Source organism: Nocardioides panzhihuensis, assembly GCF_013408335.1.
Lineage (GTDB): Bacteria > Actinomycetota > Actinomycetes > Propionibacteriales > Nocardioidaceae > Nocardioides > Nocardioides panzhihuensis.
Window position 1 is genome coordinate 959,929 of sequence record NZ_JACBZR010000001.1, and the last position, 19,155, is coordinate 979,083.

The 19,155-nt window shown below is 70.3% G+C and carries 18 protein-coding genes and 3 tRNA genes; 9 read left to right on the top strand and 12 right to left on the bottom strand.

The window, feature by feature from the left end; translation table 11 throughout:
- Positions 1–9: 9 nt before the first annotated feature.
- Positions 10–1,416 (top strand): amidase family protein, encoded by a 1,407-nt coding sequence (locus BJ988_RS04470; RefSeq protein ID WP_179656913.1) that lies wholly within the window; start codon positions 10–12, stop codon positions 1,414–1,416.
- 254 nt (positions 1,417–1,670) lie between these two features.
- On the opposite strand, the gene BJ988_RS04475 is transcribed toward BJ988_RS04470, so the two are convergent.
- Genes BJ988_RS04475 through BJ988_RS04485 form a run of 3 tightly spaced genes read right to left on the bottom strand, consistent with a single transcriptional unit; the run spans position 1,671 to position 3,578 of the window.
- Positions 1,671–2,276, bottom strand: coding sequence for an energy-coupling factor transporter transmembrane component T family protein (locus BJ988_RS04475; protein WP_179656914.1), 606 nt, complete (start codon positions 2,274–2,276; stop codon positions 1,671–1,673).
- On the bottom strand, positions 2,273–2,977 hold the full coding sequence (locus BJ988_RS04480; protein WP_179656915.1) for an ATP-binding cassette domain-containing protein: 705 nt from the start codon (positions 2,975–2,977) through the stop codon (positions 2,273–2,275). The genes BJ988_RS04475 and BJ988_RS04480 overlap by 4 nt, the downstream gene beginning before the upstream one ends.
- Positions 2,970–3,578, bottom strand: a complete 609-nt coding sequence (locus BJ988_RS04485) for a biotin transporter BioY (RefSeq protein WP_179656916.1) — start codon at positions 3,576–3,578, stop codon at positions 2,970–2,972. Before BJ988_RS04485 ends, BJ988_RS04480 begins: the two co-directional genes overlap by 8 nt.
- A gap of 112 nt (positions 3,579–3,690) precedes the next feature.
- Here BJ988_RS04485 and BJ988_RS04490 point away from each other — a divergent pair, with 112 nt between their 5' ends.
- On the top strand, positions 3,691–4,260 hold the full coding sequence (locus BJ988_RS04490) for a TetR/AcrR family transcriptional regulator C-terminal domain-containing protein (protein WP_179656917.1): 570 nt from the start codon (positions 3,691–3,693) through the stop codon (positions 4,258–4,260).
- A gap of 11 nt (positions 4,261–4,271) precedes the next feature.
- Here the strand turns inward: BJ988_RS04490 and BJ988_RS04495 are convergent, their stop codons facing one another.
- The 3 genes from BJ988_RS04495 to BJ988_RS04505 all read right to left on the bottom strand — a co-directional run bounded on the left by BJ988_RS04495 (position 4,272) and on the right by BJ988_RS04505 (position 6,968).
- Positions 4,272–4,880 (bottom strand): pentapeptide repeat-containing protein, encoded by a 609-nt coding sequence (locus BJ988_RS04495; RefSeq protein ID WP_179656918.1) that lies wholly within the window; start codon positions 4,878–4,880, stop codon positions 4,272–4,274.
- Between the two features lie 46 nt (positions 4,881–4,926).
- Positions 4,927–6,012: an alpha/beta fold hydrolase gene (locus BJ988_RS04500; RefSeq protein WP_179656919.1), complete on the bottom strand. Its 1,086-nt coding sequence runs from the start codon at positions 6,010–6,012 to the stop codon at positions 4,927–4,929.
- A gap of 68 nt (positions 6,013–6,080) precedes the next feature.
- Complete coding sequence (locus tag BJ988_RS04505) at positions 6,081–6,968, bottom strand: 3-methyladenine DNA glycosylase (protein ID WP_179656920.1); 888 nt, start codon at positions 6,966–6,968, stop codon at positions 6,081–6,083.
- A gap of 96 nt (positions 6,969–7,064) precedes the next feature.
- Between BJ988_RS04505 and BJ988_RS04510 the strand changes: the two genes are divergently transcribed.
- From BJ988_RS04510 to BJ988_RS04540, 7 genes are all read left to right on the top strand, one after another.
- Positions 7,065–7,877, top strand: a complete 813-nt coding sequence (locus BJ988_RS04510) for a fumarylacetoacetate hydrolase family protein (RefSeq protein WP_179656921.1) — start codon at positions 7,065–7,067, stop codon at positions 7,875–7,877.
- Between the two features lie 50 nt (positions 7,878–7,927).
- Positions 7,928–9,415, top strand: coding sequence for a glutamate--tRNA ligase (gene gltX / locus BJ988_RS04515; RefSeq protein WP_179661327.1), 1,488 nt, complete (start codon positions 7,928–7,930; stop codon positions 9,413–9,415).
- 171 nt (positions 9,416–9,586) lie between these two features.
- A complete protein-coding gene (locus tag BJ988_RS04520; protein ID WP_179656922.1) occupies positions 9,587–10,525 on the top strand; it encodes a CPBP family intramembrane glutamic endopeptidase in 939 nt (312 codons plus the stop codon).
- 137 nt (positions 10,526–10,662) lie between these two features.
- Positions 10,663–10,734, top strand: a tRNA-Gln gene (locus BJ988_RS04525).
- A gap of 91 nt (positions 10,735–10,825) precedes the next feature.
- Positions 10,826–10,898, top strand: a tRNA-Glu gene (locus tag BJ988_RS04530).
- Positions 10,899–11,014: 116 nt separating this feature from the next.
- Positions 11,015–11,320: an RNA polymerase sigma factor gene (locus BJ988_RS04535; RefSeq protein ID WP_179656923.1), complete on the top strand. Its 306-nt coding sequence runs from the start codon at positions 11,015–11,017 to the stop codon at positions 11,318–11,320.
- A gap of 86 nt (positions 11,321–11,406) precedes the next feature.
- A tRNA-Glu gene (locus BJ988_RS04540) sits at positions 11,407–11,479 on the top strand.
- A gap of 61 nt (positions 11,480–11,540) precedes the next feature.
- On the opposite strand, the gene BJ988_RS04545 is transcribed toward BJ988_RS04540, so the two are convergent.
- The 6 genes from BJ988_RS04545 to hutH form a co-directional block, all read right to left on the bottom strand.
- A complete protein-coding gene (locus BJ988_RS04545; protein WP_179656924.1) occupies positions 11,541–12,038 on the bottom strand; it encodes an arsinothricin resistance N-acetyltransferase ArsN1 family B in 498 nt (165 codons plus the stop codon).
- The gene (gene hutI, locus BJ988_RS04550; protein WP_179656925.1) at positions 12,035–13,189 is read right to left on the bottom strand and encodes an imidazolonepropionase; all 1,155 of its coding nucleotides are present in this window, start codon (positions 13,187–13,189) and stop codon (positions 12,035–12,037) included. Before hutI ends, BJ988_RS04545 begins: the two co-directional genes overlap by 4 nt.
- Entirely contained in the window at positions 13,186–14,499 is a 1,314-nt protein-coding gene (locus BJ988_RS04555) for a formimidoylglutamate deiminase (RefSeq protein ID WP_179656926.1), read from the bottom strand. The genes hutI and BJ988_RS04555 overlap by 4 nt, the downstream gene beginning before the upstream one ends.
- A complete protein-coding gene (locus tag BJ988_RS04560) occupies positions 14,496–15,722 on the bottom strand; it encodes an allantoate amidohydrolase (RefSeq protein ID WP_179656927.1) in 1,227 nt (408 codons plus the stop codon). Before BJ988_RS04560 ends, BJ988_RS04555 begins: the two co-directional genes overlap by 4 nt.
- A gap of 189 nt (positions 15,723–15,911) precedes the next feature.
- Positions 15,912–17,567, bottom strand: coding sequence for a urocanate hydratase (gene hutU / locus BJ988_RS04565; RefSeq protein ID WP_218860596.1), 1,656 nt, complete (start codon positions 17,565–17,567; stop codon positions 15,912–15,914).
- Between the two features lie 22 nt (positions 17,568–17,589).
- Positions 17,590–19,131, bottom strand: a complete 1,542-nt coding sequence (gene hutH, locus BJ988_RS04570; RefSeq protein ID WP_179656929.1) for a histidine ammonia-lyase — start codon at positions 19,129–19,131, stop codon at positions 17,590–17,592.
- Positions 19,132–19,155: the final 24 nt, after the last annotated feature.

Consider the following 19,155-nt stretch of genomic DNA (forward strand, 5'->3'; position numbering starts at 1 on the left):
CCTGCAGGGGTGGCCGAGCTTCATGATCTGACCGCCCTGGAACAGGGAGAGCTGCTGCATCGATGCGAGATCTCCCCGGGAGAGCTCGCCGAGCACTATCTCGACAGGATCGCCAGACTCGACGATGTCGGCGCCTTCATCACCGTGGCCGAGGAGCGGATCTCGACCTGCGCTCGTGAGCTCGTGGTCAAGCCGCTCGGCGCCTCACCGCTGTGGGGAGTGCCGACGGCGATCAAGGACCTCAATCTCACCCGTGGGGTGCGGACGACCTTCGGGTCGGCGGTCTTCGCCGACTTCGTCCCTGACGTCTCCGACAACGTCACCTTGTCGATCGAGGCAGCCGGGATGATCTCGCTCGGGAAGACCAACACCCCCGAGTTCGGCTCGCCCTGCTACACCGAGCCTGACGTGGCCCCGCCCGCCGTCACCCCCTGGGACCGTACGCGGATCGCCGGCGGCTCCTCCGGAGGTGCCGCCGCTGCGGTGGCAGCCGGGCTCGTGCCGGTCGCGCAGGGCTCCGACGGTGGCGGCTCGATCCGGATCCCGGCCTCCTGCTGCGGGCTGGTCGGCCTGAAGCCGACCCGCGGACGGATCTCCCCGTCGCCGATGTACGGCGACGCGGCCGGGCTCGCCACCGCCGGCCCGATCGCTCGGTCCGTGCGGGATGCGGCGGCCTTTCTCGATGTGCTCGCGGGGCGGCGTACGGGTGATCCCTTCTGGGCGCCCGAGGAGCAGCTCCCGTTCCTGGACGCGTGCGAGCGGCCGCCGGGAAGGCTGCGCATCGCCCGGTTCATCGAGCCGTTGATCGCGGAGACGGCCGTCGATGCCGAGTGCGTCGCCGCGTGGGAGAACGCCTCGACGCTGCTGGCGTCGCTGGGCCACGAGATCGTCGACATCCCTCGTCCGTTGCCGGTCGAGGCGGTCGCCGTCTTCGAGACGGTCTGGTCCGTCGGCACCGCGATGTCGGTGGTCAACCTCGCCCCGGACCAGCGGTCCCAGATCCGGCCGCTCACCCGCTGGCTCACCGAGCGGGGAGAGGCTGTCAGCGGGCCCGAGTTCGGGCTGGCGCTCGCGGAGCTGCGCCGGTACGCCGCCGCGACCCTGGAGGCCCTGGCCCCCTACGACGCCGTCCTCACCCCGACCCTGGCCACTCCGCCGCCGAAGGTCGGCGCGATCCGGGACGACGCCGATCCCGCGGCCGACTTCCAGGCGCAGAAGGAGTTCACCCCCTGGACCTCGGCCTGGAACGTGACCGGCATGCCCGCGATCTCCCTGCCCCTCCATTGGACCCCCTCCGGCCTTCCCGTCGGCGTCATGCTCGCCGCCCGCCCCGCCCAGGAGTCCCTGCTGCTCTCCCTCTCCGCCCAGATCGAGGCCGCCGCCCTCTGGGACCACCGCCTCCCGCCCGGCTGGTAACCCCACTCGCCGAGACGTCACCCCGGTCGGCCGAGACGTCAACTACGTCGGCCGAGATGGCACGCTGATGCCGTCTCGGCCGACGGGGGTGACGCTTCGAGCGGCGGGGGTGACGCTTCGGCCGACGGGGGTGACGCTTCGAGCGGCGGGGGTGACGCTTCGGCCGACGGGGGTGACGCTTCGAGCGGCGGGGGTGACGCTTCGGCCGACGGGGGTGACGCTTCGGCCGACGGGGGTGACGCTTCGGCTGGGGGTCAGTCGCCGAGGCCGCGGGCCTTGAGGGCGTCGCCGGTCTCGTGGGCGCGGGCGACGACGCGGATGACGAAGGGGGAGAGGTACGCCCTGGGGGAGCGTCCGAGGCCACGGGCACGAGCGGCGTCGCGGGTCTCCTGAGCCAGGGCGAGGGTGCCGGGAAGGGCCTGGATCGCCATCGCGATCGTGAGCGCGACCCGCTCCGGGTCGAGACCGAAGCGCTGCAGGGGCCGGATCCAGCGTACGACGGCGTCGAGGGTCTCGGTGGTCGGCGTGGTCGAGGTCAGGGTGAGTGCCAGCAGGCCGAGGGAGACGAGGTCGAGCAGCGACTCCACCGCCCGGTCGAAGGTGAACAGCCACCACTGCAGCAGCGCGATCACGAGTGCGATGACGAGCACGGCGCGCAGCGCCCGTGCGGTGGACGGCAGGTCGAGCCGGCCGATCAGGGCGAGGACGATGGCGACGCCGAGGAAACCGAGCGAGAGCAGCGGACCGCGCAGAGCCACGATGGCCACACTGAGCACGGCCAGACCGAGCATCTTGGCGCCCACCGGAAGCCGGTGGAGCACGGTGTCGCCGGCACGGTAGAGCCCGATGGTCATGCTCATTCCGCGTCCACCGTCCCCACGTAGTGCTTGACGGCGGCGCCGGCCTCGCCGTCGTAGCAGACCCGGCCGTCCTCGACGACGAGGACCCGCTCGCAGCGGCGTACGAGGTCGAGGTCGTGGGTGACGAGGACGAGCTGCTGGGGGAGCGAGAAGAGCAGGTCGCCGACCATCCGGGTGTTGCGTAGGTCGAGCAGCGTCGTCGGTTCGTCGGTGACGATCACCTCGGGCTCGGTGGCGAGCACGCCGGCCAGCGCGAGCAGCTGGCGCTGGCCACCGGAGAGAGCGTGGACGCTGACCTCGGCCCGCTCGGAGAGCCCGAACCGGGCCAGCGTCTCGAGGGCGACCTGCTTGCGGCGTACGCGATCCTTCACCGTCCTGCGCAGGGACAGCTCGACATCCTCGACGCAGGTCGGCATCACCAGCTGGGCGGCGGGGTCGGTGAAGGTGAACCCCACACGTCGGCGCACGGCGGCGCCCTTGCGGTCCACGTCGAGACCGTCGACGGTGACGCTCCCGGCGGTCGGGGTGACCAGGCCGTTGATCATCCGGGCCAGGGTCGACTTGCCCGAGCCGTTGCTGCCGATGATCCCGATCCGCTGCTCGGTCAAGGTGAGGGTGGTGGGACGGAGGATGGTGCGCTCGCCGTCGAGGTCCGGGGACTCGACCCGGACCTCGGCGGCCTCGAAACGGATCTCAGGCACGTCGGGCGAGCAGCTTCGGGAAGGCGCGGTGGACCTGTGACGCGACGACCGCGGCGACCGCCGCCTTGATGAAGTCGCCGATCCAGTAGGGAGCGTCGAAGGCCGCAGCCTCCAGCAGTCCGACACGGAGCACGACGGCCATGCCGATGATGCCGCCGACGTGGTTGATGACCACCCCGACGACGCAGGCGGCGAAGACGAGGAGCGGGTTGGTGCGGCGTCCTCGCAGGACGTACTTCACCAGCAGGCCGACCACGAGCACCATCAGCGGGAACGACCACAGGTAGCCGGCGGTCACGCCGACGAAGACGCCGGGCCCGGCCGCGTGGCCGGCGAAGACGGGCAGACCGGCGATCCCGAGGATGAGATAGAGCACCACCGCGGCGGTGCCGCGCAGCGGACCCAGCAGCGCACCCGTCAGCAGGAGGGCGAAGCCCTGCAGCGTGAGCGGGACGCCGGCGCCGCCGATCGGGATGGCGGCGAGATAGGAGCAGACCGCGATCAGGGCCGCGAACGCGGCGATCAGCGCGAGGTCGGTGGCGTCGAGGCGCGGCGACCTCGCCATGGGGGTCTCGGCGGCGGTCGTGGGGGACTCGGTCATACTCGCTCCTGCGTACTCAGACCTGAACCGTGGTCAGGTGAACGGTGTTCAGGTTAAGGTCGGTGTACGTCTTCGTCCACTTCGTCCCACCACCTGGCCCCCGGGGAGCACCATGCGATACCGCCGTGAGGACGTCGTCGCGCGTGCGCTGCAGGTCCTCGACGACTACGGCCTCGCCGACCTGACCATGCGCCGCCTCGGCACCGAGCTCGGCGTACGCCCCAGCGCCCTCTACCACCACTTCGCCAACAAGCAGTCGCTGCTGGCCGCGGTGGCCGACGAGATCCTGCTCCGTGGCCGGCACGAGCCGTCAGGAGCCTGGGACGTACGCGTCACCGCCATCTGCAGCGACCTGCGCGACTCCCTGCTGGCCTATCGGGACGGAGCCGAGGTCGTCGCCACCGTGTGGGCGTTCGGGCTCGGCGCGACCCAGCCGTACGACGACCTCGTGGCCGCCCTGAACGACGGTGGCCTCGGCGACCTCGCTCCCGTCGCGGCGCGCACCCTGCTCCACTTCGTCTACGGCCACGCCGTCGACGAGCAGACCCACCTCCAGGCAGCCGCCGCGGGCGCCATCGAGGACGACGTCCGCGACACCGACGACTTCGTCACCGGCCTCGGCCTGGTCGCCGCGGGCATCTCCATGGCCAAGGCCGTCCGTGAGGCGGCGTCAGACCGCTGAGGTCGCAGCGGTCAGAGCGCGTCGACCTCGGCGCCGTGCAGCTCGGCGAGCATCACGGCACCGGCGAGGTCGAGCCTCGTCCCGCGCAGCGACGCCGTGATCAGATCGACACGGTCGAGATCGGCACCGCGGAGATCGGCCCCGTGCAGGGTGGTCTCCTGGAGCGTGGCGCCACCGAGTCGGGCATCTCGCAGGACCGCGTCGGTGAGGTCGGCAAGCGACAGGTCGGCCTCTCGCAGGTCCAGCCCGGACAGGTCGAGCCGGGCGAGGTTCGCGCCGCGCAGCGAGACGCCACGCCATACGCCGCCGCTCACCTTCAGCGGACGCAGCGTGCAGCCGGAGAACTCGGTCCCGCTGAGCTTGCACCCCTCGAATGTCGAGTCGAAGAAGTTCGTACGCCGGAAGTCGCAGCCGACGAACGCCGAGCCGACATGGGTCGAGGCGTTGAAGCGACCGCCGTGGAACGTGCACCTCTCGAAGAGCGCCGCCGACGTGGTCGCCTCGGTGAGGTCGACATCGGTGAAGACGCAGTCGACGAACCGCGCGCCGGTGAGATCGGCTCCGTACCAATCCTCGTTGCGGAAGTGCTCGTCGGTCGCCTCGGCGGGTGGGTTCGGCATGGCGCACACCTTGCCACCTGCCGCCGACAGTCCTGCTCGGTCGGGCTCAGTCGTGCTGGGTGAACCACTCGTCGAGGAGGGGCCAGGTGGTGTCGCGGGCGGCGCGACCGGTGAGCAGGCCGAGGTGACCGCCCGGAACGACCTCGAAACGGAGCTCCTCGGCGCCGGTGAGCAGGTCGACCAAGGGCTTGACCGCGGCGACGGGTCCGATGCCGTCGTTGGCGCCCGCGACGACGAGGGTGGGCTGCTTGACGTCGCGGAGATGGACGGCGTGGTCACCGAGGTCGATCTGTCCGCTGAACAGCGCGTTGGTGCGGAAGAAGTGGTGGTAGAGCTGTCCGAACGTACGTCCCGGGTAGGCGATGATGTTGTCGGTGAACCGGTCGACGGCCTCGAGCTGGGCGAGGAACTCGCGGTCGGCCAGGTTGGACAGCTTCGCGACCGGCTTGGTGAACATCTTGTCGACCGAGGAGATCTGAAAAGCCCACCGGACCAGCGGCTTCGGGGCGCCTCCGAGGGCCCGTGAGGCAGCGGTGACCAGATTGCCCGGCGGCAGGTTGAGCAGCGGTCGCAGCGGCGCGATCAGCGGCACCTGACGTACGTCACAGGGCGAGCCGAGCACCGCGAGCGAGGCGATCGGGAGGTCGGGGGTGTCGGCGGCCGTGAGCATCGTGAAGATCCCGCCCAGCGACCAGCCGACCACATGCACCGGCCGCCCGCCGGCGTGCTCGGAGACCGACCGGATCGCCTCCGGGACGACGTGCTCGATCCAGTGCTCGATGCCGAGGCTGCGGTCGGAGAAGTTCACCTCACCGTACTCGACCAGGTAGGTCGGCCGGTTCGTCTCCACCAGATGCTCGACGACCGAGCAGTCGCGCCGCAGGTCGTAGCAGAGCGCCGGCGCCGCGAGCGGCGTCACCAGCAGCACCGGATCGCCCTCCGGCGTCTCCCCGGCCAGCGGCCGGTAGTGGTAGAGCTCGCGGCGGTTGCCGTCGTCGATCAACGTACGCGGCATCGGCCTCAGGTCGGCGAGACCGCCGTAGAGCAGCGCGTGCGCGACGTTCCCCGCCGCGGCGCCGACCGTGGTGGTGATCGAGGCGGCAGCTTTTCGGGGGTGGGGAAGGAGGGCCATTGTGGGGTTAACGTAACCCGTCCATCGAGGTCACGGGGGGAGCAGCCCCCTACCGCGTGTGACGTCTGTTACGCCTCGATCAGCCGCTCGCACTCGGCGATCAGGCACTCTCGGAGCGGAGCGGCGCGCTCGGCGAAGGCGCGCTGGGCGGCGGCGTACTCCTGCTTCCCGGCGGCCGTCTCGATCCGGATCGGGTCGAGACCGAGCTCGGCGAGGTCGTAGGGGGCGGCCCGCATATCCATCGTGCGGATGTCCCAGGCGAGCTCGAAGCAGTCGGCGACCAGGTCGGAGGAGATCAGCGGCGAGAGCCGGAAGGCGTGCTTGTAGAGGTCCATGTTGCCGTGCAGGCAGCCGGGCTGCTCGAAGGCGGCCCGGTCGTCGGATCGCGGCGAGAGGGTGTTGAGCGGCGCCGCAGGCGGGGTGAAGAAGCGGTACGCGTCGAAGTGGCTGCACGCGATCCGGTGGGTCTCCACCACTCGGTCGGTGCCGGCGGCACCCAGGCGCAGCGGCCAGTCGGCATGGCGTACCTGCTCCGGCGTCAGCCGATAGACCATCGCCCACTCATGGAGTCCGAAGCAGCCGAAGTTGGCCTCGCGAGAGGCGGTGGCCCTCAGCAGCTTCAAAAGGGTTTCGATCAGCAGGTGCTGGGAGGAGACGTACGCGGCAGAGACTGTGTTGGTCTCGACACGCTCGGCCGTGGCCGGCCTCGCGGCTCGACCAGCGGGGGCGTAACCCTTCAGCGACGAATACTCCGAAGAGTCCTCCAGGGAAACCCCGAAGCCCGGGTGCCAGCGCAGAAGCTGGGCGGGGCGGTAGGAGTAGTAGGTGAAGAGGAAGTCGTTGACCGGGTGCTTGACCCGGGCGCCGCGACGGGCGAGATGGGGTTCGACGTAGGGCGCCAGGCGCTCGCGATGCGACTGTGCCCGTTGGGTCCACTCCTCACGAGACAACAGCACACGTTCAGCGTAAATGGGGTCTCGACAAGCTCGACCACCGGTGGGAGGGACAGGCTCGACCACCGGCGCGCGGAGTTCTGCGGATAGGCTCGGGGTGTGCGTATCGCCAGATTCACCACCAAGGGTGGCGAGCCCCAGTTCGGCGTCGTCGTGGGGGACCTCGACGGCTACGGCCAGCTCAGCGAGGACGCGACCGTGGTCGCCCTCCAGGGCGACCCGCTGTTCTCCGGGGTCAACCTCACCGACCAGGTCCACAAGTTCGACGACGTCAAGCTGCTAGCGCCGGTCATCCCGCGCAGCAAGGTGGTCGCGGTCGCCCGCAACTACGCCAAGCACGCCGCGGAGCTGGGCAACGAGGTGCCGGCCGAACCGCTCTTCTTCATCAAGCCCAACACCTCGGTGTGCGGGCCGAACGACGCGATCCAACGGCCGAGCGGCGTCGAGGACCTGCACTTCGAGGGCGAGCTCGCGATCGTGATCGGGCGGATCTGCCGCGACGTCCCGGAGGAGAAGGTGAAGGACGTCATCCATGGGATGACGGTCGCCAACGACGTGACCGCGCGTGACACCCAGCGCCGGCTGAACCACTTCTCCCAGGCCAAGGGGTACGACACCTTCTGCCCGCTCGGCCCGTGGATCGAGACCGACGTCGAGCTCGAGCAGCTGGCCGCCGGCGTACGCATCCAGACATTCCTCAACGGTGACGTCGTCCAGGACGGGTCCACGAAGGACCTCGTCCACGGCATCCCGAAGCTGATCGCCCACATCAGCAGCGTCATGACGCTGCTGCCGGGCGATGTGATCCTCACCGGCACCCCTGAGGGTGTCGGTCCCATGGAGCCCGGCGATGAGATCGAGATCTTCGTCGAGGGGCTCGGAGCTCTGACGAACAAGGTGGCACAGCGTTGACTGACATTGGATCGACCGGCACACTCGAGCCGAAGGACTATCGGGTCCGGATGGCGCCCTCGCCGACCGGGTCGCCCCACGTCGGCCTGGTCCGGACCGCCCTGTTCAACTGGGCCTTCGCGCGCCACCACGGCGGCACCTTCGTCTTCCGCATCGAGGACACCGACAAGGCGCGCAACACCGAGGAGTCCTACCACGGGCTCATCGACCTGATGCGCTGGCTCAAGCTCGACTGGGACGAGGGCGTCGAGGTCGGCGGCCCCTACGGTCCCTACCGCCAGTCGGAGCGCTCGGACATCTACGCCGACGCGCTCGCGCGGCTGCGCGCCTCCTCCCACGTCTACGAGTGCTACTGCACCGGCGAGGAGACCACCGCCCGCTACGAGGAGCGCCTGGCCGCCTACAAGGCCGCGAAGGCCGAGGGGATCAAGGGCGAGGCCCCGGCCCAGGGCTACGACAACCACTGCCGTGACCTGAGCGAGGACCAGATCAAGGCGTACGAGGCGGAGGGCCGCACCTCCGTGCCCCGTTTCCGCATGCCCGACGGCTCGATCACCTTCAACGACCTCGTCCGCGGTGAGGTGACCTTCGAGACCAAGCACGTCCCCGACTACGCGCTCGCGCGCGCCAACGGCGACCCGCTCTACACGCTGACGGCGCCGGTCGACGACGCCACCATGAACATCACCCACGTCTTCCGTGGCGAGGACCTGCTGTCGTCGACCCCGCGGCAGATCGCCCTCTTCGACGCGTTCGTCGAGGTCGGGCTGGCCGATCGGGCGCCAGAGTTCGGCCACCTGCCCTACGTGATGGGCCAGGGCAACAAGAAGCTCTCCAAGCGCGACCCGGAGGCGCACGCGCTGAAGTATCGCGAGGAGGGGTTCCTGCCCGAGGGGCTGCTCAACTACGTGGCGCTGCTCGGCTGGGCGATCGCGGCCGACCGCGACATCTTCACCATGGAGGAGATGGTCGAGGCCTTCGAGATCCACGACGTGGTCAAGAACCCGGCCCGCTTCGACGTCAAGAAGGCCGAGGCTATCAACGCCTCCCACATGCGGCTGCTGCCCGTCGAGGAGATCACCCACCGGGTGATCCCGTTCCTCAAGGCCGACGGTGTCCTCTCCGACCCGGTCTCGGATGCCGACGCGCAGATGCTGGAGCTGGCGATGCCGCTGGTTGCCGAGCGGATCAACAAGCTCGGCGAGGCCTCCGACATGCTGCGGTTCCTCTTCGTCCCCGAGGCCGACTTCGCGCTCGACGAGGAAGACGCCGCCAAGCTGCTCGACGAGGCAGGCGTGGGTGTCGTCCAGGCTTCGTACGACGCCCTGAACGGTCTGCCCACGTGGTCGACGGCCGAGATCCAGGACGCGCTGACCGCGGCCCTGATCGACGGTCTCGAGCTCAAGCCGCGCAAGGCGTACGGTCCGGTGCGGGTCGCGGTGACCGGAAAGCGGATCAGCCCGCCGCTGTTCGAATCCATGGAGCTGCTCGGCCGGGAGCGTACGCTGGGGCGCCTTAAGGCGGCACTCGGGAAGTAGGGGTCTGACGGTGAATGATGTGCACCCCCTGCGCCGCCATGGCACGCACTCGGCGGCGTTGCCCCGCCTCGACGTACCCCGGTATGCCTTCAGCGGGGCGCCTGGCCAAGCACGCACCCTGACGACGCAGAGTGCACACCTCATTCACCGGCAGACCCCAGGTCGGACAGGATGAGCACGGTCGTGGAACCGCCCTCGGGACTGGCGTACTACCAGGTGCAGCGCAGTGGGCGCAGCGGCTGGGGGCGACCGCTGATCGGGCTCATCCTGATCGGGCTGTGCGTCTTCTTCGTCTCGCCGGCTGTGGTGCTGGCCGGGTTCGAGGTCTTCTTCGTGCTCGCCGGTGACGACGTCTCCAACGGGATGGTCCGGGTCGCCGACGTGGAGAACGTCACGCCGGAGTCGCTCGCGTTCCTGCTGCTGTCGCTGGCCGGGGCGATCCCGGCGGCCATGCTGCTGTGCTGGGCCCTGCACGGGCTGCGGCCGGGATGGTTGGCCTCGGTGGAGCGACGGATCCGCTGGCGGTGGCTGCTGCAGTGTCTCGGGATCGCAGCGATCACGATGGTGGTCACCGTCATCATCGCCTCCCGGCTGCCGATACCGGGGGACGACCTCGGCGCCAGCACCCTCAACCCCTACACGACCACGATGCGCGACTTCGTGCTCGTGATCGTGCTGCTCACCCCGCTGCAGGCGGCGGGGGAGGAGTATCTCTTCCGCGGCTACATCTTCCAGACCTTCGGGTCGCTCTTCGGCGGGATGCTGGGCGCGCGTACGGTCGCGGTGACGATCACCGCGCTGCTCTTCGCCTTCGCCCACGGCTCCCAGGACCTGCCGCTCTTCCTGGACCGGTTCGCCTTCGGGATCGTCGCCGGGATCTGTGTCATCGCCACCGGAGGCATCGAGGCCGGCATCGCGATGCATGTCCTCAACAACTTCGTCAGCCTTGGGATGGCGGTCGCCTTCGGTGACATCTCGACGGTGCTCAACACCTCCGAGGCGTCGTGGTGGCGGATCCCGGTCACGCTGGTCCAGTCCGGCGTCTTCCTGGCCCTGACCGTGTGGGCCGCCCGATCGGCGGGCCTCTCGACTACGACCAAGAGCACGTAGTGCTCGCGTAGTGCGCCCCCCGATTTCGTAGCCTGGGGACGTCCCCGGTAATGTTTCCTCTCGGTTCGAGGGAGAAATTCCGAGGGCCGTATCGCTCTTGTTGAAAGCCTCTCCCGAGGCTAAGTCAACAAAATCGATGGGCTATGGTGTAATTGGCAACACGACTGGTTCTGGTCCAGTTATTCTAGGTTCGAGTCCTAGTAGCCCAGCGGATCCTCTGCTGAGGATTTGGGAGAGAACGAAGCGTTTGGCTAAAGTTTCTCCCGCTGAAACGGACGAAAGTCCGCGGAAGCAGTGCAGGCCCCCGTCGTCTAGCGGCCTAGGACGTCGCCCTCTCACGGCGGTAACGCCGGTTCAAATCCGGTCGGGGGTACAACGCACGAAGGGCCCCGAGTCACTGACTCGGGGCCCTTCGTCATTTCGGTTGCGGGTCTTCGGCAGGATCCGGTGCGGAATCGGCTGCAACGTTTCGGGCACGAGCGGTCAGGTATGGGCGACACCGCCCCACCGCAGGAGGACCCGATGTACGACGACGAGCTCGACGATCTGCTGAGAGCGGCTGCACCGCGTCCCGGCCCGATGGCGGACGTGCTCGCGCATCCGGCGGACGTGCGAGTGCTGGACCTGCGTTCGGCCCTCGAACGTCTGAAGCCGATCGATCAGGAGATCCTGCGCCTCGTGCACTGGGACGGGCTCAGCCTCGTCGAGACCGCTGAGCTGCTCGGGAAGCGTGCGGGAACGGTGAGGAGTCGCTATCACCGCGCCAGGTCCTCGTTGAGGCGGCAGCTCGGCTGAGGCGACGCCGATGTGTTGGTTCGGAGAGGTGTCAGGTAATATTTCGTCCTGCCTGCGGAGCCGAAAGGTCGCCGCAGGACGTGCAAGCCCCCGTCGTCTAGCGGCCTAGGACGTCGCCCTCTCACGGCGGTAACGCCGGTTCAAATCCGGTCGGGGGTACAACGCACAGAAGCCCCGAGTCACTGACTCGGGGCTTCTTGGTTCTCCGGGGCGGCGAGTCTCAGAGGTCGAGCTGCATCCAGGCGACGTCGTGCCAGGCGTCGAACTTCCAGCCGATGTTCTTGTACGTCCCGACATCGGTGAACCCGAAGGACCGGTGGATGCCGATGCTGGCCTCGTTGGGGAGAGCGATCCCGGCCAGGGCGCGGCGGTAACCGCGCTCCTTCAGGATCGGGAAGAGGGCTGCGTACAGGGCCTTGCCGGCACCCTTGCCGCGGCGCTCCTGGTCGAGGTAGATCGACACGTCACAGGCCCAGCGGTAGGCCGCGCGGGTGCGGTGCTGGGTGGCGTACGCATAGCCGACCACCTCCGGGCCGGTCTCGCACTCGGTCTCCAGGACGAGCCAGGCGTGCTCGGCCAGGGACGACTCGATGCGGCTGGCCATCTCCTCGGCCGTGGGTGGCTCGGTCTCGAAGGAGACGAGGGTGTCGGTGACGTACGGGGCGTAGATCCGGGCGCAGGCGGCGGCGTCGTCCGTGGTGGCAGGTCTGATGTTCATCGCTGCTCTCCGTCCTTCCAGACCTTGTGGGTGAGAGGCGTTCCTGGGCGGTAGGCGAGGTGCCTGGCGGTGGGTGCGTCGAGGGCGTGCAGGTCGGCGCGGCCGCCGACGGCGATGCGCCCGACCGCGTCGTCGGTCCCGTCGCGGCCGAGCGCCTTCGCGCCGCCGACGGTGGCCGCCCAGAGCGCCTCTTCGAGGGTGAGGTGCTGCTGCAGGACCGCGGTCGCGACGCAGAAGGCCATCGAGGTGGTGAAGCTCGATCCCGGGTTGCAGTTGGACGCGATCGCGACCGTGACACCGGCGTCGAGAAGGGCCCGGGCGGGCGGGAACGGCTGCCTGGTCGACAGGTCACAGGCGGGCAGGAGCGTGGCGACGGTGGCGGAGCCGGCGAGCGCTTCGACGTCGGCCGGAGCGAGATGGTTGCAGTGATCGACGCTCGTCGCGCGCAGCTCGACGGCCAGCCGGACCCCACCGGACTCGCCGAGCTGGTTGCCGTGGACCTTCAGACCGAGGCCGGCCGCACGCCCGGCCTCGAGGACCTCACGAGACTCCTCGACGTCGAAGGCACCCTGCTCGCAGAAGACGTCGACGTAGTCGGCGTGGGGCGCGACGGCCGTCAGCATCGGGCCGGTCACGAGGTCGAGGTAGTCACGGCGGTCGGTCCCCGCGGGGACCACGTGAGCGCCGAGGTAGGTGACCACCTCGGCGTGCTCGGCGCTGATCCGGGCCAGACGCTGCTCGGTCTCGACGTCGAGGCCGTAGCCGGTCTTGGCCTCGATCGTCGTGGTGCCGCCGCGGAAGGCCTCGGCCCGCAGCGACCCCGCGCGGACCCGGAGCTCGTCGTCGCCGGCGGCTCGAGTGGCCTCGACCGTACGCATGATCCCGCCGGCCTCGTAGGGCCGGCCCGCCATCCGATCGATGAACTCCTCGGCGCGATCGCCCATCGAGACCAGGTGGGTGTGGGAGTCGACCCAGCCCGGGAGCACCGCGCGCCCGCCGAGGTCTTCTCGCGCGTCGGCCGCGGGCGCCTGGGCGGCGGGGCCGATCCAGGCGATGCGGCCGCTCTCGATCACCAGCGCCGCGTCGTGGACGGTGCCGTGCTCGTCGGTGTGAGTGGTCAGCTCGCCGATGTCGGTCAGCAGCAGGCTCATGGGAGCTCCTTCAGCGCTTCGGTCAACAGGGTGGCTGGGTCGCGGCCGTCGGCCAGGCGGCCGTCCTCGGCCACCGCTCGGCCGCCGACCAGGACCTTGGTGACGTCGGTGGCGGTCGCCACCAGGGCGACCTGGTCGAGGCAGGCGCCGGTGGTGCGTACGGAATCGGGTTGGAGCTCCACCAGATCGGCGCGGGCTCCGACCCGGAGGCCGCCGGGGAGGCCGCCGGCGGCGTAGCCGGCGCTCGTTCGGGCGGACTCGAGGTCGGTGGGGGAGAAGCGGCCGCGCCGACGGCTGCGGAGGCGCTCGCCCGCCTCGAGCCCGCGCACCTCGAGCCAGGGGTCGATGACGGCGTTCTGGTCTGATCCGAGGGCGATCCGCACCCCGGCGTCGGCAAGCTCGCGGGCCGGGCCGATGCCGTCGCCGAGGTCGGCCTCGGTGGTCGGGCACATCACCACTCCCGCGCCGCTGTCCGCGATGAGGGCGATGTCGTCGTCGGTCAGGTGGGTGGCGTGGACGAGCCAGGTGCGTGGCGTGAGCGCGCCGGCGTCGGCGAGCACCCGGATGGGGGTGCGTCCGTACGCCGCGAGCGACTGCTCGTTCTCCGCCGGCTGCTCGGATACGTGGACGTGGAGCGGCGCCTCGGTAGGAAGCCGTTCGGCGACGAGCGCGATGTCCTCGGGGGAGACGGCCCGCACGGAGTGGATGGCCGCCCCGACGACGGTGCCTTCGTTGGACTCGTGGGTCTCGTGGAGGCGCTGCCAACGGTCGAGCCAAGCCGTGGCGGTGCCGTCCCCGAAGCGGCTCTGCTCGGGGAGGAGGGGCTCGCCGGGGGCGCTGGTCAGATAGAGGGTGTCGAGCAGCGTCAGCCGGATGCCGACGCCGGCGGCAGCCCTGGCGAGGGCGAGGCCGAACGCGTTGGGGTCCTCGTACGGTGCCCCGTCGGGGCGGTGGTGGACGTAGTGGAACTCCGCGACCGACGTCCAGCCGGTCACCAGCATCTCTGCGAAGACGGCCTCGGCCAGGCGCTCGTAGGAGTCGGGAGTGAGGCGGTCGGCCACGGCGTACATCTGCTGGCGCCAGCGCCAGAAGTCGCCTCCCTGGTCGTGCGTACGGCCGCGCAGTGCGCGGTGGAACGCGTGGGAGTGGGCGTTGCCGGAGCCGGCGAGCACGGTGCCGAGGCGAAGGTCGGCGGACTCCGGGCTCTCGCCCGAGGTGATCGCGGTGATCCGGCCGTCCGCGACCTCGATCACGACGTCCGTGAGCTCGCGGCCGGCGACCAGCGCCCGCTCGGCATGGATCCGGGTCATCCGCGGGACTCGCTCGCCAGCAGCCGAACGACCTCGGTCAGCGCCCTCGCCCCGGTGCGGCAGTCCTCGTCGGTGGCGGTCTCGTGGGGGGAGTGGGAGACGCCGGTGGGGTTGCGGGTGAAGAGCATCGCGGTGGGGAGCTCGGCGGCGAGGATGCCGGCGTCGTGGCCGGCGCCGGTGGCGAGCACGGGAACCCCGCCCAGCGCGCCAACCAGGCGTTGTTGCAGGTCAGCGTCGAAGTGCACGGTGGAGACGTAGGACTCCTCGACCACCTCCAGGGTGCAGCCGTGCTCCTCGGCGGCCGCGTTGGCGGCCTGCAGGATCTCCTCGAGAAGGGCGCGGGTCTGCGGGTCGCTGTCGCCGCGTACGTCGAGCCAGGCATCCACCCGGGAGGCGATGACGTTGGTGCCGCCGGGGACCGGGGTGAGGCGGCCGATGGTGGCCCGGGCGGCGTCGGAGCCGTCGTGGGCCGACGCGATGCGCTGAGCGGCCAGGACGGCGGCGGCCATCGCGGCCACCGGGTCGCGACGGTCCCGCATCCGGGTCGCGCCGGCGTGGTTGCCCTCGCCGGAGAAGACCAGCTTCCAGCGGCCGTGGGCGAGGATCGAGGAGGCCACCGCGACCGGGGCGTCCAGGTCCGCGAGCCCGATGCCCTGCTCCACATGGAGCTCCACGAAGGCAGCCAGGCTCGTCAGCCGCTCCTCGTCGCGGCCGAGCCCGGCAGGGTCGATGCCGTCGGCACGGCAGGCCTCGGCGTACGTCACTCCGGCGTCGTCGACGAGCGCCGCGACCTTGGGGCCTGGGAGCGTTCCGGCCATCAGCTTCGACCCCAGGCAGGCGATGCCGAACCGGGACCCTTCCTCCTCGCCGAACGCGGCGATGGTCACCGGCCGGGCAGGTACGAAGCCCTCGTCCATGAGCGCCGAGACCGCGGCCAGGGAGGAGGCGACGCCGAGCGGGCCGTCGTAGGCACCCCCGCCCGGCACCGAGTCGAGGTGGGACCCGATCGCGATCGTCCCGGCTCCTCGCGGGCCCCAGTGGGCCCAGATGTTGCCGTTGCGGTCGGTCTCGACCTCGAGGCCGAGGGAGGTCGACGTACGCCTGAACCACTCGCGCAGCTCGAGCTCTGCAGGCTCGTAGACATGGCGGGAGTAGCCACCGCGGACGGGGTCACGGCCGATCTCGGCGATCTCGTTGAGCAGGGTGACGACGTCGAGGGTCATTCAGGTCCTTGGTTCAGGTCGTTCAGGTCGTTCGGAGAGGGGGCTGTGTTGGTCTCGACACGCCTCCGCCGCCCTCGCTTCGCTCGGGTGCTCCGGCGGCTCGACCAGCGGAGGACGGGCCACCGCTGGTCGAGCCGGGAGGCCGGCTACGGCCGAGCGTGTCGAGACCAACACAGTCGTCAGCCAGCGTCAGGCGTCCAGCATCGGGACGTTGAGGCCGCGGTCCCGAGCGACGTCGCGTGCGTGCTCGTAGCCGGCGTCGACATGGCGCATGACGCCGGTGCCGGGGTCGTTGGTCAGGACCCGCTCGATCTTCTCCGCGGCCAGCGGCGTGCCGTCGGCGACACAGACCTGACCGGCGTGGATGGAGCGTCCGATGCCGACGCCGCCGCCGTGGTGGATGCTCACCCAGCTCGCACCGGAGGCGGTGTTGAGCAGGGCGTTGAGCAACGGCCAGTCGGCGATCGCGTCGGAGCCGTCCTTCATCGCCTCGGTCTCGCGGTAGGGCGAGGCGACCGAGCCGGAGTCGAGGTGGTCACGGCCGATGACGACCGGGGCCGAAAGCTCCCCGCTCGCCACCATCTCGTTGAACTTCAGCCCGGCGAGGTGGCGCTCCTTGTAGCCCAACCAGCAGATCCGCGCCGGCAGGCCCTCGAAGTGCACCTTCTCGCCCGCCTGAGTGATCCAGCGCTTGAGGCCCTCGTTCTCCGGAAAGAGTTCGACGATCGCCCGGTCGGTCTTGGCGATGTCCTCGGGGTCGCCCGAGAGCGCCACCCAGCGGAACGGGCCGAGGCCCTCCTCGAAGAGCGGGCGGATGTAGGCGGGTACGAAGCCCGGGAACGCGAACGCTTCGGCGAAGCCACCCAGCCGGGCACCCTCGCGCAGCGAGTTGCCGTAGTCGAACACCTCGGCATCACGCGCCATGAAGCCGACCATGGCCTCGACGTGCTTGGCCATCGAGGCCTGGGCCTTCTCGGTGAAGTCGTCGGGGTCCTCCGCGGCCCGCGCGGCCCACTCCTCGACCGAGTACTCCAGCGGGAGGTAGGAGAGCGGGTCGTGCGCCGAGGTCTGGTCGGTGACGATGTCGATCTCGACCCCGCGCGCCAAGACCTCGGGGAAGACCGCGGCACAGTTGCCGACGAGGCCGATGGAGCGCGGCGTACGAGCCTTCTTGGCCTCTTCGGCCTGGGCCAGTGCGTCGTCGAGAGAGGCGGCGACGGTGTCCATGTAGCCGTGGTCGACCCGGCGCTGGAGTCGGGCCGCGTCGACGTCGACGACGATGACGACGCCCTCGTTGAGGGTCACCGCGAGCGGCTGGGCACCGCCCATGCCGCCGGCGCCGCCAGTGAGCGTCACGGTGCCGGCCAGGCTGCCGCCGAACCGTTTGCGGGCGATCGCGGCGAAGCACTCGTAGGTGCCCTGGAGGATGCCCTGGGTGCCGATGTAGATCCACGATCCGGCGGTCATCTGGCCGTACATGGTCAGGCCGAGCGACTCCAGCCGCCGGAACTCCGGCCAGGTCGCCCAGTCGCCGACGAGGTTGGAGTTGGCGATCAGGACCCGCGGCGCCCACTCGTGGGTGCGGAAGACGCCGACCGGCTTGCCGGACTGGACCAGCAGGGTCTCGTCGGCCTCGAGCTCGTCGAGGGTGCGGACGATGGCGTCGTAGGCCTCCCAGGACCGTGCGGCGCGGCCGGTGCCGCCGTAGACGACCAGGTCGTCGGGGCGCTCGGCCACCTCCGGGTCGAGGTTGTTCATCAGCATGCGCTTGGCGGCCTCGGTCTGCCAGTTCTTGGCGGTGATCTCGGGGCCGTGCGGTGCGCGGACAGTGCGTGGTTCGCTCATGTCGCCCATCCTTCCAGTGGGGTCAGCGGACGGTGGTCAGAGTGCGGGCAGCGGTCAGTAGCTTCCCGCTGGCGACGAGGTCGACGACCGCCTTGATGTCTGGAGCCAGGAACCGGTCGGGTCCCGGGGGCGGGACCTGCTTGCGGATCTCCGCCACCAGCGCGGCGCCGACGGGACCGGGACGCTCGGGGGCGCGCATGTCGATCGCGCGGGCGGCGGTGAGGATCTCGATGGCGACGACCTGCTGAGCCCCGGTGATCGCGCGGCGCAGCTTGCGGGCCGCGTTCCAGCCCATCGAGACGTGGTCCTCCTGCATCGCGGAGGTGGGGATGGAGTCGACGCTCGCCGGGACCGCGAGACGCTTGAGGTCGGAGACGATCCCGGCCTGGGTGTACTGCGCGATCATGTGCCCCGAGTCGACGCCGGGATCGTGGGCGAGGAACGGCGGTAGCCCATGGTTGCGGGACTTGTCGAGGAACCGGTCGGTGCGGCGCTCCGAGATCGAGGCGAGGTCGGCGGTGGCGATGGCCAGGAAGTCGAGTACGTAGCCGATCGGCGCGCCGTGGAAGTTGCCGTTGGACTCGACGCGGCCGTCGAGGGTGACCACCGGGTTGTCGACCGCGCTGGCGAGCTCGGTCTCGGCCACCCGGGCGGCGTGGGACATGGTGTCCCGCACGGCACCGTGGACCTGGGGTGCGCAGCGCAGCGAGTAGGCGTCCTGCACCCGGGTGAACCCGGTGCCGCGGTGGTCGGCGACGATGCCGCTGCCCGCGAGGACGGCGCGGATGTTGGCCGCCGAGGTGGCCTGTCCGGCGTGCGGGCGCAGCGCCTGGAGGTCCTCGGCGAAGACGCTGTCGGTGCCCTGGAGGCCCTCGATGCTGAGCGCTCCGGCGATGTCGGCGGTGGCCACCAGCTCGTCCAGGTCGGCGAGCGCCAGGATCAGCATCGCGAGCATCCCGTCGGTGCCGTTGATCAGCGCCAGCCCCTCCTTCTCGCGCAGCCGCACCGGGGCGATCCCAGCGGCCGCCAGCGCGTCGGCGCCGGTGACGAGGTCGCCGTCGGCGTTGCGTACGTCGCCCTCACCCATCGCCGCGAGCGCGCAGTGGGCCAGCGGGGCCAGGTCGCCGGAGCAGCCGAGCGACCCGTACTCGCCGATCACCGGTGTGATCTGGGCGTTCAGCAGAGCCGCGTAGGTCTCGGCGACCTCGGGCCGCACGCCGGTCCGGCCCGTGGCGAGGGTCGAGAGACGCAGGAGCATGAGGCCGCGTACGACCTCTTTCTCGATCTCGGCGCCCGACGAGGCCGCGTGCGAGCGGACCAGCGAGGCCTGCAGCTGGGCGCGGTGCTCGGGCGGGATCGAGGTGTTGGCCAGGGCACCGAACCCGGTGGAGATGCCGTAGTGGGGCCGGGAGTCGTGGGCGAGGTCCTCGATCAGCGCTCGGCTCGTGGCCATCGCGGTCAGTGACTCGTCGGTGAGATTGATAGGGGCGTTGTGGCGGGCGACGGCGACTACCTGGTCGAAGGTGAGGGCACCGACCCCGACGGAAACCGTGGTGTTGGTCATGAGGATGAGTGGATCACATCACAT